The following is a 13,444-nucleotide window of genomic DNA, read 5'->3' on the forward strand; positions in this document are numbered from 1 at the left end:
GGACAGGAGACTGACATGCGGCTTCTCATCGTTGGCACATTGAAGGGCCAGCTCACCACCGCCACCAAGATAGCGATGGAGAACGGCGCCACCGTGACCCACGCCGAGGATCACGAGCAGGCGATGCGCGTGTTGCGCGGCGGCAAGGGCGCCGACCTCCTGCTGGTCGACGTCGCCCTCGATATCCGGGACCTCGTCATGCGGCTCGAGGCCGAGCACATCCACGCGCCGATCGTCGCCTGCGGCATCACCAACGACGCCCGCGCGGCGGTCGCCGCGATCCACGCCGGCGCAAAGGAGTATATCCCGCTGCCGCCGGAGCCGGAGCTGATCGCAGCCGTGCTGGCGGCCGTCGCCAATGATTCTCGCGAGCTGGTCTATCGCGACGAAGCCATGGCGCGGGTCATCAAGCTCGCCCAGCAGATCGCAGGTTCCGACGCCTCGGTGATGATCACCGGCGAATCCGGAACGGGTAAGGAAGTGCTGGCCCGCTATGTCCACGCTCGTTCGGCGCGCGCCAAGCGGCCTTTCATCTCGATCAACTGCGCCGCCATCCCCGAGCACCTTCTGGAATCCGAGCTGTTCGGCCATGAGAAGGGTGCCTTCACCGGCGCGATCGCCCGCCGCATCGGCAAGTTCGAGGAGGCGACCGGCGGCACGCTGCTGCTGGACGAAATCTCCGAGATGGATGTGCGCCTGCAGTCGAAGCTCTTGCGTGCCATCCAGGAGCGGGTGATCGACCGCGTCGGCGGCACCAGGCCGGTGCCGGTCGACATTCGGATCATCGCGACCTCGAACCGCAATCTGGCGGATGCCGTGCGCGAAGGTACGTTCCGCGAGGACCTGCTGTTCCGGCTCAACGTCGTCAACCTGAAGATCCCGCCGCTGCGCGAGCGGCCCGCCGACGTCATGGAACTGGCCCAGCATTTCGTGAGGAAATATGCCGAGGCCAACGGCGTGCCGATGCGCCCCATCTCGAGTGAGGCCAAACGCGTGCTCTCCGCCAACCGCTGGCAGGGCAACGTCCGCGAGCTCGAAAACACCATGCACCGCTCCGTGCTGATGGCGCAGGGCGACGAGATCGGACCCGATGCGATCCTGACGCCTGACGGCGACCGCCTCGACCTCGCCAGGACGGCACCGGCGGTGGCGCATGCCACCATGGCCGCCGAACAGGTAACGCGCGCGCTCGTCGGGCGCACCGTCGCCGACGTCGAGCGCGACCTGATCCTGGAGACGCTCAAACACTGCCTCGGCAACCGGACCCATGCCGCCAACATCCTGGGCATCTCGATCCGCACGCTGCGCAACAAGCTCAACGAATATGCCGACGGCGGCATTCCGATCACCCCGGCGGGCGCGCCGGGCGAGTATCCGCGGATACCGATGGGGGCGTAATCGGCTGTCATATTGATCGAGAGAATGCGAATGCCCGGGCTCAGTCCCGGGCATTTTTGTTTCGGAGGCCACGCTGCCAACCTCTGCGAGCGCAGCGAAGCAATCCAGACTGCCACCGCAGCTACGCTCTGGATTGCTTCGCTGCGCTCGCAATGAAGGGTTGGGAGAGCTTGCCGCATAACGGGAGCGCGTTACGTGACTAGGCCATGACGACACCCGGCCCTATAACCGCTCGCGAGAACCCACGCGAGGAAACACATGTCTGAGGCTCAAATCACGGAATGGCTGGCATCGCAGCGGCAGGCCATGATCGATCTGCTACGCGACGTCGTGAACATCGATTCCGGCTCCTATGACAAGGAAGGCGTCGATGCGGTCGGTGCGCGGTTCGAGCAGCATTTCTCCGAGCACGGCATTCCGTTCCGACGCGAGAGCCACGATCGTTTCGGCGATGCCATCCATGCCGAGGTAGCAAAACCCGGCAGCAACGAGAAGCCGGTACTGTTGATGGGGCATCGCGACACCGTCTTCTCCAAGGGCGAGGCCGGACGCCGCCCGTTCACGATTCACGACAAGCGCGCCTACGGGCCCGGCGTCGCCGACATGAAGGCCGGCGTCGTGATGAACGTCTTCGTCGCCACCGCCTTCCACAAATTCGGCGGCAACCCGCATCCGATCAAGCTGCTGATCACCTCGGACGAGGAGATCGGATCGCCCTCGTCGCGGCCGGTGATCGAACGCGAGGGGCGCTCTGCACGCGCCGTGTTCAATTCCGAGCCGGGCCGCCCGACGGGTAACGTCGTCACCAGCCGCAAGGGCGGGATCTTCATGCATATGGCCGTCAGCGGCAAGGCGGCGCATTCCGGTGCCAATTTCGCCGCGGGCATCAGTGCGATCGGCGAGCTCGCACACAAGATCATCCAGATCCATGCGCTGACCGACCTCACCAAGGGTATCACGCTCAATGTCGGCCTGATCTCGGGCGGCCAGTCGGTCAACACGACCGCGCCTTACGCGGAGGGCCAGATCGACATGCGCTATGTCGATCCGAAGGATCGCGCCACCGTCATGGCCGAGATCGACAGGATCATCGCGACGCCTTACGTGCCGGGCACCAGCGCGACGCTGACGATCAGGGGCGAGTTCGTGCCGGTCGTGCAGAGCGAGAGCTCGAAGGCGCTGTTCGAGACTTATCAGGCCGCGGCCAGGCAGGCCGGCCTCACCACGCTGCAAGGCGAATTCTCCGGCGGCTGCGCCGATTCCGGCTTCACCGCCGCGGTGGGAACGCCGACCATCTGCGGAGTCGGACCGGTGGGCGGGCTTGCGCATTCGCCGGAGGAATATCTCGAGCTTGACAGCATCGTGCCGCGCGCCCAGGCGCTGGCGCTCGCGATTTTGAAGGGATAGTCAGCCCTGCACTCCGTCATGCCCGGGCTTGTCCCGGGCATCCATGTCTCTCTCCAATCGCGGTTGCGCGTGGACGGCCGGGTCAAGCCCGGCCATGACGAGGATAGACCCTACGAATAACTCGGCGCGTCCGGCTTCCGGAAAATGTGGATGGGATCGCCGGGCACGAACGGCTGGCCGCGGAACATCGCATAGGCATAGAGCGCGAGATAGACGATCGCCAGCGCGCCGACGGCATAGAAAGCCCAGGTCCCGACGCGCTTCATCTTTCCGCTCCATTGCTTCCCGCGGGAAAGCTCAGGGGCGGTTCTAGAGCGATGGGGAAGAAAAGACCAGCCTGAGCGCGGCGATCAAACGCCGCGGCGGCTGCGTGCGGGAACGCTGACCTCGGCGAGCCTCGCGACGTCCTCGTCCTGATCCACCGCCACATACTGGCCGTGCCAATAAGCGAGCGCGGCGCTGCGCACCGAGTTCTTGATAATCCTGACGCGACCGATGACGATGCCGTGCGAATGTCGCTCGATGATGTCCTCGACCTCGCAATCGACCGATGACAATGCGCCGACCAGCAGCGGCACGCCGGAAACGGCCGTGATCCATTGGCTGCCTGCAAATCGATCCGCACCCTTCAGGCCACCCTTCCCCGCGAAGCGCTCGGCGACATCGAGCTGATCGGCGGCGAGGATGTTCACGCCGAAGGCGCCGTAGCGGCGGATCAGCGGGAAGGACGAGGCATCGCGATTGATGCTGACCAGCAGCGTCGGCGGATCAATCGAGAGCGAGGTCACCGAGGTGACCGTCATGCCCGTGATGTCCTTGCCCCGCCCGGCCGTGATGACGCTGACGCCGCCGGTGAGGCGGCGCATGGCGCCGCGGAAATCGGCGGACGAGGGGATTTCGGTCATGAGCTCGCGAGGGACTACATTCATGGCATGCTGCCCAAGTGGGGCTTCCCCCTCTATCTAGGTACGATCATCCGCGGACAAAAGGTGGCTCAGGATCGAGCCTTCGAGACCTGCGAGCTCGGCCGAACCCCGCACCCTCGGCCTGCTGGCATTAACCATGACGTCGTGGGCGATCCGGCCCTCCTCGATCACCAGCACCCGGTCGGCCAGCGCGACGGCTTCGCAGACATCGTGGGTCACCAGGATCGCCGTAAAGCCCTGTTCGCGCCAGACGCGCTCCAGAAGCCGCTGCATCGAGATGCGGGTAAGTGCATCCAGCGCGCCGAGCGGCTCGTCGAAAGCAAGCACGCGCGGACGGGAGACCAGCGCGCGCGCGAGCGCGACGCGCTGCTTCTGGCCGCCCGACAGCACTGATGGCCACTGCTCGCGCTTGTCGACGAGCCCCACCTCGGTGAGCGCCTTCTCCGCGCGCGACTGCGCGTCATCGGAGGCGCGATCGCGGCCGAGACCGACCTCGACATTGGAGAGCACGCGTGCCCAGGGCAGCAGCCGCGGCTCCTGGAACATCACGCGGATGTCTGCGGCCCGCACGTCGGCGCCAAAACTGATGCTGCCGGCGTCGATCTTCTCCAGGCCGGCGATGAGGCGCAGCAGCGTGCTCTTGCCGCAGCCGCTCTTGCCGACGATCGCGACGAATTGGCCCGCCGGGATGTGCAGATCGATGCCGCGCAGCACCTCGTTGTTGCCGAAGGATTTGCGCAAGCCCCGGATGCTCAGCGGCAGGCCGCTTGCCTGAACTCGGCGTTCTTCTTGCCGCTCCTCGCGCGCCACGCGGGCGTGAGGCGCGAATTTGGCAGCAATGGCGAGCTCGGTCTCGGGAAGGATCGTACGAAACGCTGTCTGCATGTGAGTCCCAATATTTCTGCTCAATTTCTCTGGAAGCCGGGATGCCAGGCGAGCGTCGCCCGCTCCAGCACACGGGAGGCGCTGTCGGCGAGCTTGCCGAGCAGGGCGTAGATCAGGATCGAGAGCACGACGACGTCGATCAGCATGAACTCGCGCGCCTGCATCGCCATGTAGCCGAGGCCCGAGGACGCCGCGATGGTCTCGGCGACGATCAGCGTCAGCCACATGATGCCGAGCGCGAAACGGATGCCGACGAAGATCGACGGCAGCGCGCCCGGGAAGATCACGCGGCGGAAAAGCTCGCTGTCGGTCATGCCGTAGACGCGCCCCATCTCGATCAGTTGTGGATCGACGGTGCGGATGCCGTGCAGCGTGTTGAGATAGATCGGGAAGAACACGCCGAGTGCGACGAGAAACAGCTTGGCGCTCTCGTCGATGCCGAACCACAGGATGACCAGCGGGATCAGCGCCAGGTGCGGCACGTTGCGTACCATCTGCAGCGTGGTGTCGGTGAGCTTCGCCGAGAGCTGCGACAGGCCGTTGGCGAGCCCGAAAGCGAAGCCGATGCCGCCGCCGATCAGGAAGCCGATAGAGGCGCGCCAAAACGAGACCCAGATGTTGCGGCCTAGCTCACCCGACAGCAGCAGCTTCCAGCCGGCGAGCGCAACATCGCTTGGTGCCGGCAAGACGCGCACCGGCACCAAGCCGGTGACGCTCGCCATTTGCCAGAGCACGATGATCGCAAGCGGCACGATCCACTGGACCACGCCGTCGATCCCGGGCAGGCGGAAATTGCGCGGGCGAGAATCGCTGGCGATGAGGCTCATGATTGCGACACCCGATGCTGAGGGCGGTAATCGCTGCCGACCGTTTCGCCGAAGGGACCGCCGTTGAAGTGCAACCTAGTCACGTTGCTCGGTTGCTCCAGCGAGAGCAGCGGGAAGACCAGCTCGGCGAACCGATAGGCTTCCTCCAGGTGCGGGTAGCCCGACAGGATGAAGGTATCGATACCGATGTCCTGATACTCCCTGATGCGGGCGGCCACGGTCTCGGCATCCCCGACCAGCGCCGTGCCGGCGCCCCCGCGCACAAGGCCGACGCCGGCCCACAGGTTCGGCGCGATCTCGAGCTTGTCGCGTTTGCCGCCATGAAGCTGCGCCATGCGCTGCTGACCGACCGAGTCCATCCGCGCGAAATTCTTCTGCGCGGCCGCGATGGTGTCGTCGCTGACATGCTTGATCAGCTCGTCCGCCGCGCGCCAGGCCTCTTCGTTGGTCTCGCGCACGATCACGTGGAGCCTGATGCCGAAGGAGAGCCTGCGGCCACGCGCGGCCGCGATGTCCCGGACCTTCGCGACCTTCTCGGCGACCAGTGCCGGCGGCTCGCCCCAGGTGAGATATTTGTCGACGGCGTCGACGGCAACGTCGATGCCGGCATCCGACGAACCGCCGAAATAGAGTGGCGGCCGCGGTGACTGCAGGGGATGGAACAACAGCTTGCCGTCCTCGATGCGGATGTGCTTGCCCGCGACATTGACGGTATTGCCCGCGAGCAGTCCGCTGTAGACGTTGAGGAACTCGCGGGTGACCTCGTAGCGCTCGTCATGACCAAGGAAGATGCCGTCGCCCCTGTTCTCGACGGGATCGCCGCCGGTGACGACGTTGACGAGTAATCGACCATTGGTGACGCGATCGAGCGTCGCAGTCATGCGCGCGGCAACGGTCGGCGATTGCAGGCCGGGGCGGACGGCGACGAGATAGCGCAGCCGCTCGGTGAACGGCGCCACTGAAGAGGCGACGATCCAGGAATCTTCGCAGGAGCGCCCGGTCGGCAACAGCACGCCGTAATAGCCGAGCTGATCGGCCGCCTGCGCGACCTGGCGCAGATAGTTGAAGTTGACTTCGCGGCCGCCGATGCCGGTGCCGAGATAGCGGCCATCGCCGTGCGTCGGCAGGAACCAGAGGATATTGCTCTTGCTCATGGACAGGCTCCTAGCCGTAGGTCGTGCCGACGGCGGCAGCGACAATGCCGATCGACTGCGCGATGGCTGCGATAACGCGTTGAGCGATGCGTCTCATGTGGGGCCTCCATGAACGGGGAGATTGTGGCAGGATCAGATCACCTTGCGGGAATGATGGTGCGCCCTTTCGGAGCTGTCGAGACATCGGGAAAAATAGCGATGCCAGCACTGCGCGTGCGGCGACGCGCATGATTAATCTTTCAAAGGGCGAAGCGAATGAGGATGGAATTTTTCTGCACGCGGATGTGAAGACCGCGCGCTCTTGACCTCAGACGCGTGGCGCGGAGCGAAAATGCGAAAACAACCCCATGCACAGTAGCCGGCCGTCCGACGACGATCACTTACGAATTATCCGAAATGAATTTGACCCGTCGGGCAAAACAGGAGTAGGATGGCATTGTGGAGGCGTGCAGCTGGAAGGCGCTGCCCGACTATTGCAGCCATGTCACCGGCAGATTCTGCAGGCCGCGGAACGCCCAGCCGCCGATCCGCACCGGCTCGTCATCGGCGAGCTCGATCTGCCTGGCGCGCGCGAACAGCGTCGGCAGCGCGACGTCCGCGATCATCGCGCGCGACGCCCAGGCACCGGCGCAGAAATGCGGTCCGGCGCCGAAGGCGACGCTCTTCGAGGTATCACGCCGCACGTCGAATTCGTCGGCGCGCTCGAAATGCTTCTCGTCGCGGTTGGCGGAGCCGAACATCAGGAACACGCGCTCGTCGAGCTCGAACGAAATGTCGCGGATGATCCACGGCTTTGCGATGCGCCGCGGCGACATGCCGATCGGCGAAATCCAGCGGGCGTACTCTTCGAACGCCTGCAGCCATGTCACCTCGCCCTCGCGCACGAGATCGAGCTGCGCGGGATGCGTCAGCAACGCCCACACCGTGCCGGCGATCGCCTTGCGCGGTTCGTTCTGGCCGCCCGAGATCGCGAGCTTGACATTCGCGCGCACGCTCTCCATCGGCATGCCGGAGGCGAGGAGAACGCCAAGGATGCTCTGGTCGGGATGTTTGCGCGTCACCGGCAGGATATCGTCGATCGCGGCATCGATTGCCGATGTCGCGGCGCGGCAGCGCGCCTCGACCGCGGCATCGCCGCCGTAATTGGCGATGCCCTCGATCATGGCCTGCGACCAGGCATCCATGTCGGCAAAGCCGATATTGGTGAGGCCGGTGATCGACTTCAGGCATTCGCCTGAAAACGGCAGCGCGAAGTCGTGCATGAGGTCGATGCGCCCAGGCGCGATCGCATCGATGATGCGGTCGGCATGGGCCTGGAACAGCGCGGTCCAGTCCGCCTTCACCGTCTTGGGCGACACCGCCGGAAACATCGCGCGCCGCTCGACCTGATGCGCCTCGCCGTCCTTGCGCATCATGTTGTGGCCCATCAGCCGGTTCATCAGGCCGGCCGGCTGATGCGAGGAGAACACATCGACTTGCTTCTCTGAAATCGAGATATCGTCTCGGCCGGTCAAAAGCGTCGAGCCGAGCTGCGGCACGAACGCGATCGGCGCTTCCTTGCGCATTTTCGCAAGCATCGGATAGGGGTCGGCCCAGAACGCGACGGGGTCGATGTCGATGCGCGGCGCAGTGCTCAAGGCGGTCTCCCCTGGATGGCTTTGGGGCGAGATTAGCGAACTCAGCCGCCCGCGTCTGTCCCTGGCGATCGGGACTGACGACAGTCACGACGAAATTACTGGTTTGTCGCCGCAGCGGCGGTCGCCACGTATTTCGTGTAGAATTCGGCGACCCGGCTGCGCCACATGCCGACGAACGCCTCTGAAGTCACGTTGTCCACCGATTTCCAGGTGCGCTTGAATGCCGGAAGTGCGTTGCCCCAGATCGCACGCTTGCACCACCTCTCGCCCTTCTCCTTGCCTTCGCTGGTGGCGCACATCGATTTCCAGGCGGTGCGAGCGGGCCGGCTGATGTGCTCAGCGGCGCCTTCCCAGCCCTGCTGATGGATCAGGTAAAGATCGCTCATGTCCGGCTTCCGGTGCGTGATCCACTCGAACTGGATGCCTTCGGTAATGATCTTGTAGGCGGCAGCAACGGCGTTGTCCCGCGGGCTGCGAATCTGCCCGAAGCCGAACTTCCCGAACTCGTATTGGCTCAGCTGAAACAGGCCGATATACGAGCCGGTGCGTTGATTGGGGTTGAAGCCGGATTCGATCTTGGCAACCGCCATCATGAAATTGACGTCGAGACCAAACGCGTCGGAAGCGCGCTTGATCTCTTCGGCGGGCGTTCCGACCGGAATGTCCTTGAACGCACGCAACACGATCTCCGCCGGCTTCTCGGCGGGCGGTAGTTCGGACCAGACGTAGTAGATCAGATAACGGAAATCCTGCGTCGACGCCGGTTTCGGAGCAGCGTCGGATCCATCGCGTGCTGCCGGCAGCGGCTGGACGATATCCTGTCCCAGCGACGCCAATTTCGGCGCGACGGCATTATCGGCGCTTTCGGCTCCGGCGCTCGACGGCGTTGAACCAGCCGGGGTCACCGAGCCAAGCTCTGCTCTTTCTGCCCGAAGCGCTGCTGCAAGTCTTTGCGATGCCTCGGCGTACAACGCAGGCGTCACCATCTCCGCCGGGGCCGCCATGCTCGCGGGAGCCGTCACGTTCGCTGCCGCTTCCGGCATGACTTCAGGCACTGTCGCGGCCGGTCTGTTTCCGCCGGCCAGATAAAGTCCCACGGATGCGATAACAGCCATGATGCAGCCGGTCTGCCAAACCTTCATTGCCCGAAGTCCACGGATGGCTTCTGTATGAAGGCTATTCGCATGTCCTGCGGCCTGTGGTTGAGTCCTCTTCGTAGAACCTTATGGTTTAAATGTGGTGAACGTGAGAACGCTTTCGGGCTCCCCAATCATCGGACATGTCCCGCCTTGGGTCTCCCGGCCCCATCTCCCACCTCCTTAGGTTCAGGACGTACGGATGGGCCAACAGGCCGGCTCAGTTCTGCGGGGCGATGCCGAGCCGGGTTGGGGCTTTCGATGTTCGATCTTCCCGCGAGCGGCGAGGTGCGCCTCAGCGCGGATTCGGCGGCAACGTCTTGTGAATGTGAGTGGCTGCGATGGCCGCGTGACCGGTCCCGACCGCAATCTGGTGCAGGTCCGACACGACATCGCCTGCCGCATAGATGCCCGGCACAGTCGTCTGCTGATGCGCGTCGACGTCGAGACATCCCGCATCATTGCTCTGCGCCCCGAGCCGGGTTGCGAGGATCGAGCCCGCCTTGCAGCCGAGCGCCGGATAAAGAACGTCAACCGCAACGTCGCCGTCGTCGCAAGAGACGACGATGCCCCGCTGTTCGATGCGCAATCCGGAACCAGCGCAGACCAGCTTGATCCCTGATGCGCGCAGATCATGCTCATCGAGAGCGTCGTCAGCCGAAGGCACGAAAGCAACTTCGCGCGAGTAGCTACGCAGGAACTTGGCCTTGTTCACGGCGCCGCTGCCGGCACCATAAACGCCGATGCGCTTGTCGGCAGCCTCGAACCCGTCGCAAACGGGGCAATAGCGGATCAGTCCCAGATGCACCGCTTCGTCGTGCCCTTCGATCGCCGGCTCGAGATCGACGATGCCCGTGGCCAGCAGAACGGTCCGCGCCCTTGCCGTGCCACCCTCGAAGCTGGCCTCGAAGAACTCGCCGTTCCGGTCGAGACCGTCCACGCGGGCATTGATGAGGGAGATGCTGTAGGAGGAAGCCTGCTTCCTCAGCAAAACCAGGAGTTCATGGCCGGAGACGCCTGAGGGAAATCCGGGGTAGTTGCGGCTCCTCGGTATCCATTCCGCCCGGCTGCGGCCGGCATCGAAGACCGTGACGGACCTGTTGTAGCGCGCCAGATAAAGCGCGGCTGTCAGCCCGGCCGGCCCGCCTCCGATGACGAGGCAATCGAGAACGTCTGGTTTGCAAGAGGGCGTCATGGGCACCTTAGTTCCGGGCTAGGGCTCACGACGCCAAGGCCGCGCTCACCTCGCTATCAAACGTTCAGCGCTTTGCTCGTTCCTCGGACCAGGTGTGACCGAAGGGCCGTCTGCGAGGTCGCGGACGTCGAAGGAGCCTAGTTCAGGCAAGGGGATTTGGCTGGAAGTCAGCAATGACGGGGCGGCTCCCCGAGACCCTGGGTCGACGCAGCAGCGCAGCGTGACACGGTGCGCTTCCGAGCCTGTGGCCCCCATGTCGGCGCAGCGGAAGCGCCCTACCCCGCCGCGGCCTTCACCGGCGCAACGTTGATCGCGAGCTTGCCGTAGCGGTCGGTAAAGGCGTCGGTGTCGATCTCTTCCAGCTCGATCTCGCCGCTCATCACGCTTCTCTTCCAGGCCGCCTGGTCGGGATCGTTCTGGAACTCCGGCATCACCTCGCGGCCGAACAGCTCCAGCGATTCGCAGATGTGCTCGTGGCTGTTCTTGCCCGCTTGATTGAGCAGGATGACCTGGTCGATATGCGACGATTGAAAGCGCTTCAGCTTCCTGCGGATCGTTTCGGGCGAGCCGATCAGACCACCGCGCAAGGCCGCCTCCTGCGCCTCCGGATTGTCGCGCTTCCATTTGTTGTATTCGTCCCACATGTTGACGGTGTAGGGCGCGGGACGCTGGCGGTTCTGCGAGGCGCCGTAGAAACGCAGCGCGAACTGGAAGAAGGTGGCGCCGTCGGCACGCGCACGCGCCTCTTCATCCGTCCTGGCGCACATGAAGAACGACACCAGCGCCATGTTCGGATTGATCTCGTAATCGGCGAGCTTGGTGAGCCGCTTCGTCATTGCGTTGTAGTAGGCATGCACCCAGGCATGGGCGGCATCGGCGCTGACGAACTGGAAGCCGAGCGCGCCGAAACCGTGGCGACCCGCCCGCTCGATGGTCGGCAGCTGCGAGCAGGCCATCCACAGCGGCGGATGCGGCTTCTGCACCGGCTTCGGCACGACATTGCGCAAGGGGATGTCGAAATATTTGCCGTGATGCTCGCTTCCCGCGTCCTTGAACATCGGGAAGATCGCGGCGACGGCCTCCTCGAACACTTCCTTCTTGGTTTCCATGTCCCGGCCGAACGGCGTCAGCTCGGTGATCGAGGCGCTCTCGCCCATGCCGAATTCGCAGCGGCCGTTGGAGAGCAGATCGAGCACCGCGACACGCTCGGCGACGCGCGCGGGATGGTTGGTCGTGAGCTGGAGGATGCCGTGGCCGAGCCGGATGTTTTTGGTGCGCTGGCTCGCGGCGGCGAGGAAGGATTCCGGCGAGGGCGAATGCGAATATTCCTCGAGGAAGTGATGTTCGACGACCCAGGCGTGGTCGTAGCCGAGACGGTCTGCGAGTTCCATCTGCGAGAGCGCATTCTGGTAAAGGGCGAGTTCGTCGCCGGCGACCCAGGGCCGCGGCAACTGCAGCTCGTAGAAGATGCCGAACTTCATGGCGCCACTCCCCGCTTGTTCGTTTCTCGTCGCGGGCATCTTAATGCGCCGGACGCCACTGTCCACGCGGCCACAATTCCGCCATGCGGGAGAAAGGCGCCGTGTGCCGAGCGGCAGCCATCATGACAACCTGGACGATTGATCCAGATCAACGCGTCAGCCGGTCTGCTGCATTTAATGTGCGGCAAGGCAGCGGCCCGGATGCCGTCCCGATTCCCCAGACCATTTCGAAGAGACCGAATATGTCGGGCCCTGACGACACGACCCCGCGCGTACGCCGCAAGCGCATGGAGATTTTTGCGTTCCTGTTCCTGACCGCGGTCGTGATGCCCGTCCTCGCGGTCGGAACCGTCGGCTCTTACGGCTTGGGCGTCTGGATCTACCAGATGTTCGCCGGTCCTCCCGGTCCGCCGAGCGCCCCGCATTGATCCCGCGAAGCGAAAGACAGGCGTCATGACTCCAGCCACACTCAACCGCCGCGCATTGATCACAGGCCGGGTGCTCAGCGCCGACCGCGTCGTCGGCCCTCCGGGTTACGAGATCGCCAGCATCATCGTGCAGGCCCGCCCCGAGCGCCTCACCGAAGTCGAGGCCGAGATCAGCGCGCTGCCGACGACTTCGTCGACATCGACACGCTGCTGTCGCGCGCAAGCCCGGGTGGCCGGCGATGACGACGACCGCCGACGAGCCCAATGAAAAACTGAAGGAAAAGCTGGGGCCCAAGCGCGGCTTCATCGCGCGAGCCTGGGATTTCGCGCTCGAGCTGTGGAGCGTGCTGTCGCGGCCGAGCACCGTGTTCGCGCTCGGCACGCTCGTGCTGGCGGGCTTCGCCGCCGGCGTGATCTTCTGGGGTGGCTTCAACACCGCGCTGGAACTGACCAACACCGAAAAATTTGCACCAGCTGTCACGAGATGAAGGACAATGTCTTCGCCGAGCTGAAATCGACCATCCACTTCACCAACCGCTCCGGCGTGCGCGCGACCTGCCCGGATTGCCATGTGCCGCACAACTGGACCGACAAGATCGCGCGCAAGATGCAGGCCTCCAAGGAGGTCTGGGGCAAGATCTTCGGCACGATCGACACCCGCGAGAAATTCCTCGATCATCGGCTCGAGCTCGCCGCGCATGAATGGGCGCGCTTCAAGGCCAATGATTCCCTGGAATGCCGCAACTGCCACAGCGCCGATTCCATGGACATCACCAAGCAGTCGCCGCGGGCCTCGGTGGCGCATCAGCGCTTCCTGTTCACGGGCGAGAAGACCTGCATCGACTGCCACAAGGGCATCGCGCACCATTTGCCCGACATGCGTGGCGTTCCGGGCTGGCAGTAGGACCGATCCGGGCCGCTTGAACCGGCGGGGCGAATGGTTAGTTTTGGGGGATGCGAATCGCATCGT

Annotated in this window: 12 protein-coding genes and 2 pseudogenes; 5 read left to right on the top strand and 9 right to left on the bottom strand. The window is 64.4% G+C overall.

What is annotated here, in order from left to right; genetic code table 11:
* Positions 1–15 precede the first annotated feature (15 nt).
* Together flbD and ACVWZ4_RS06730 are read left to right on the top strand one after the other, a co-directional pair.
* Positions 16–1,398: a sigma-54-dependent transcriptional regulator FlbD gene (gene flbD / locus ACVWZ4_RS06725; protein ID WP_456736188.1), complete on the top strand. Its 1,383-nt coding sequence runs from the start codon at positions 16–18 to the stop codon at positions 1,396–1,398.
* A gap of 258 nt (positions 1,399–1,656) precedes the next feature.
* A complete protein-coding gene (locus tag ACVWZ4_RS06730; RefSeq protein WP_456739955.1) occupies positions 1,657–2,805 on the top strand; it encodes a M20 family metallopeptidase in 1,149 nt (382 codons plus the stop codon).
* Between the two features lie 110 nt (positions 2,806–2,915).
* Here the strand turns inward: ACVWZ4_RS06730 and ACVWZ4_RS06735 are convergent, their stop codons facing one another.
* The 9 genes from ACVWZ4_RS06735 to ACVWZ4_RS06775 all read right to left on the bottom strand — a co-directional run bounded on the left by ACVWZ4_RS06735 (position 2,916) and on the right by ACVWZ4_RS06775 (position 12,046).
* Entirely contained in the window at positions 2,916–3,071 is a 156-nt protein-coding gene (locus ACVWZ4_RS06735; RefSeq protein ID WP_177243026.1) for a hypothetical protein, read from the bottom strand.
* An 84-nt stretch (positions 3,072–3,155) separates the two neighbouring features.
* The gene (locus tag ACVWZ4_RS06740; protein ID WP_456739956.1) at positions 3,156–3,734 is read right to left on the bottom strand and encodes a flavin reductase family protein; all 579 of its coding nucleotides are present in this window, start codon (positions 3,732–3,734) and stop codon (positions 3,156–3,158) included.
* 33 nt (positions 3,735–3,767) lie between these two features.
* Positions 3,768–4,616 (bottom strand): ATP-binding cassette domain-containing protein, encoded by an 849-nt coding sequence (locus ACVWZ4_RS06745; RefSeq protein WP_456739957.1) that lies wholly within the window; start codon positions 4,614–4,616, stop codon positions 3,768–3,770.
* Between the two features lie 20 nt (positions 4,617–4,636).
* Positions 4,637–5,443, bottom strand: coding sequence for an ABC transporter permease subunit (locus ACVWZ4_RS06750; protein WP_456739958.1), 807 nt, complete (start codon positions 5,441–5,443; stop codon positions 4,637–4,639).
* Complete coding sequence (ssuD, locus tag ACVWZ4_RS06755; RefSeq protein ID WP_456739959.1) at positions 5,440–6,597, bottom strand: FMNH2-dependent alkanesulfonate monooxygenase; 1,158 nt, start codon at positions 6,595–6,597, stop codon at positions 5,440–5,442. Before ssuD ends, ACVWZ4_RS06750 begins: the two co-directional genes overlap by 4 nt.
* A gap of 470 nt (positions 6,598–7,067) precedes the next feature.
* Positions 7,068–8,234 carry a cytochrome P450 gene (locus ACVWZ4_RS06760; RefSeq protein WP_456739960.1) on the bottom strand — a complete coding sequence of 389 codons (1,167 nt, stop codon included), beginning with the start codon at positions 8,232–8,234 and terminating at the stop codon, positions 7,068–7,070.
* A gap of 95 nt (positions 8,235–8,329) precedes the next feature.
* Entirely contained in the window at positions 8,330–9,376 is a 1,047-nt protein-coding gene (locus ACVWZ4_RS06765) for a transglycosylase SLT domain-containing protein (protein ID WP_456736193.1), read from the bottom strand.
* Between the two features lie 289 nt (positions 9,377–9,665).
* Positions 9,666–10,565: an NAD(P)/FAD-dependent oxidoreductase gene (locus ACVWZ4_RS06770; RefSeq protein WP_456701385.1), complete on the bottom strand. Its 900-nt coding sequence runs from the start codon at positions 10,563–10,565 to the stop codon at positions 9,666–9,668.
* Positions 10,566–10,840: 275 nt separating this feature from the next.
* Positions 10,841–12,046, bottom strand: coding sequence for an LLM class flavin-dependent oxidoreductase (locus tag ACVWZ4_RS06775; protein ID WP_456701384.1), 1,206 nt, complete (start codon positions 12,044–12,046; stop codon positions 10,841–10,843).
* Positions 12,047–12,288: 242 nt separating this feature from the next.
* On the opposite strand from ACVWZ4_RS06775, the gene napE reads away from it, so the two are divergent.
* The 3 genes and pseudogenes from napE (at position 12,289) to ACVWZ4_RS06790 (ending at position 13,378) form a co-directional block, all read left to right on the top strand.
* On the top strand, positions 12,289–12,474 hold the full coding sequence (gene napE / locus ACVWZ4_RS06780) for a periplasmic nitrate reductase, NapE protein (protein ID WP_456701383.1): 186 nt from the start codon (positions 12,289–12,291) through the stop codon (positions 12,472–12,474).
* A 25-nt stretch (positions 12,475–12,499) separates the two neighbouring features.
* Positions 12,500–12,658: pseudogene (locus ACVWZ4_RS06785) on the top strand (chaperone NapD); the annotation flags it as partial.
* 55 nt (positions 12,659–12,713) lie between these two features.
* Positions 12,714–13,378: pseudogene (locus tag ACVWZ4_RS06790) on the top strand (NapC/NirT family cytochrome c).
* Positions 13,379–13,444 lie beyond the last annotated feature (66 nt).

Source organism: Bradyrhizobium sp. USDA 4472 (assembly GCF_054058595.1).

Bases quoted from the DNA above. Each gene is read 5' to 3' on its own strand.
- ssuD (WP_456739959.1), bottom strand. From the start codon at position 6,597: ATGAGCAAGAGCAATATCCTCTGGTTCCTGCCGACGCACGGCGATGGC.
- ACVWZ4_RS06730 (WP_456739955.1), top strand. From the start codon at position 1,657: ATGTCTGAGGCTCAAATCACGGAATGGCTGGCATCGCAGCGGCAGGCC.
- ACVWZ4_RS06765 (WP_456736193.1), bottom strand. From the start codon at position 9,376: ATGAAGGTTTGGCAGACCGGCTGCATCATGGCTGTTATCGCATCCGTG.
- napE (WP_456701383.1), top strand. From the start codon at position 12,289: ATGTCGGGCCCTGACGACACGACCCCGCGCGTACGCCGCAAGCGCATG.
- ACVWZ4_RS06735 (WP_177243026.1), bottom strand. From the start codon at position 3,071: ATGAAGCGCGTCGGGACCTGGGCTTTCTATGCCGTCGGCGCGCTGGCG.
- ACVWZ4_RS06770 (WP_456701385.1), bottom strand. From the start codon at position 10,565: ATGACGCCCTCTTGCAAACCAGACGTTCTCGATTGCCTCGTCATCGGA.
- ACVWZ4_RS06775 (WP_456701384.1), bottom strand. From the start codon at position 12,046: ATGAAGTTCGGCATCTTCTACGAGCTGCAGTTGCCGCGGCCCTGGGTC.
- ACVWZ4_RS06750 (WP_456739958.1), bottom strand. From the start codon at position 5,443: ATGAGCCTCATCGCCAGCGATTCTCGCCCGCGCAATTTCCGCCTGCCC.
- ACVWZ4_RS06745 (WP_456739957.1), bottom strand. From the start codon at position 4,616: ATGCAGACAGCGTTTCGTACGATCCTTCCCGAGACCGAGCTCGCCATT.
- ACVWZ4_RS06740 (WP_456739956.1), bottom strand. From the start codon at position 3,734: ATGAATGTAGTCCCTCGCGAGCTCATGACCGAAATCCCCTCGTCCGCC.
- flbD (WP_456736188.1), top strand. From the start codon at position 16: ATGCGGCTTCTCATCGTTGGCACATTGAAGGGCCAGCTCACCACCGCC.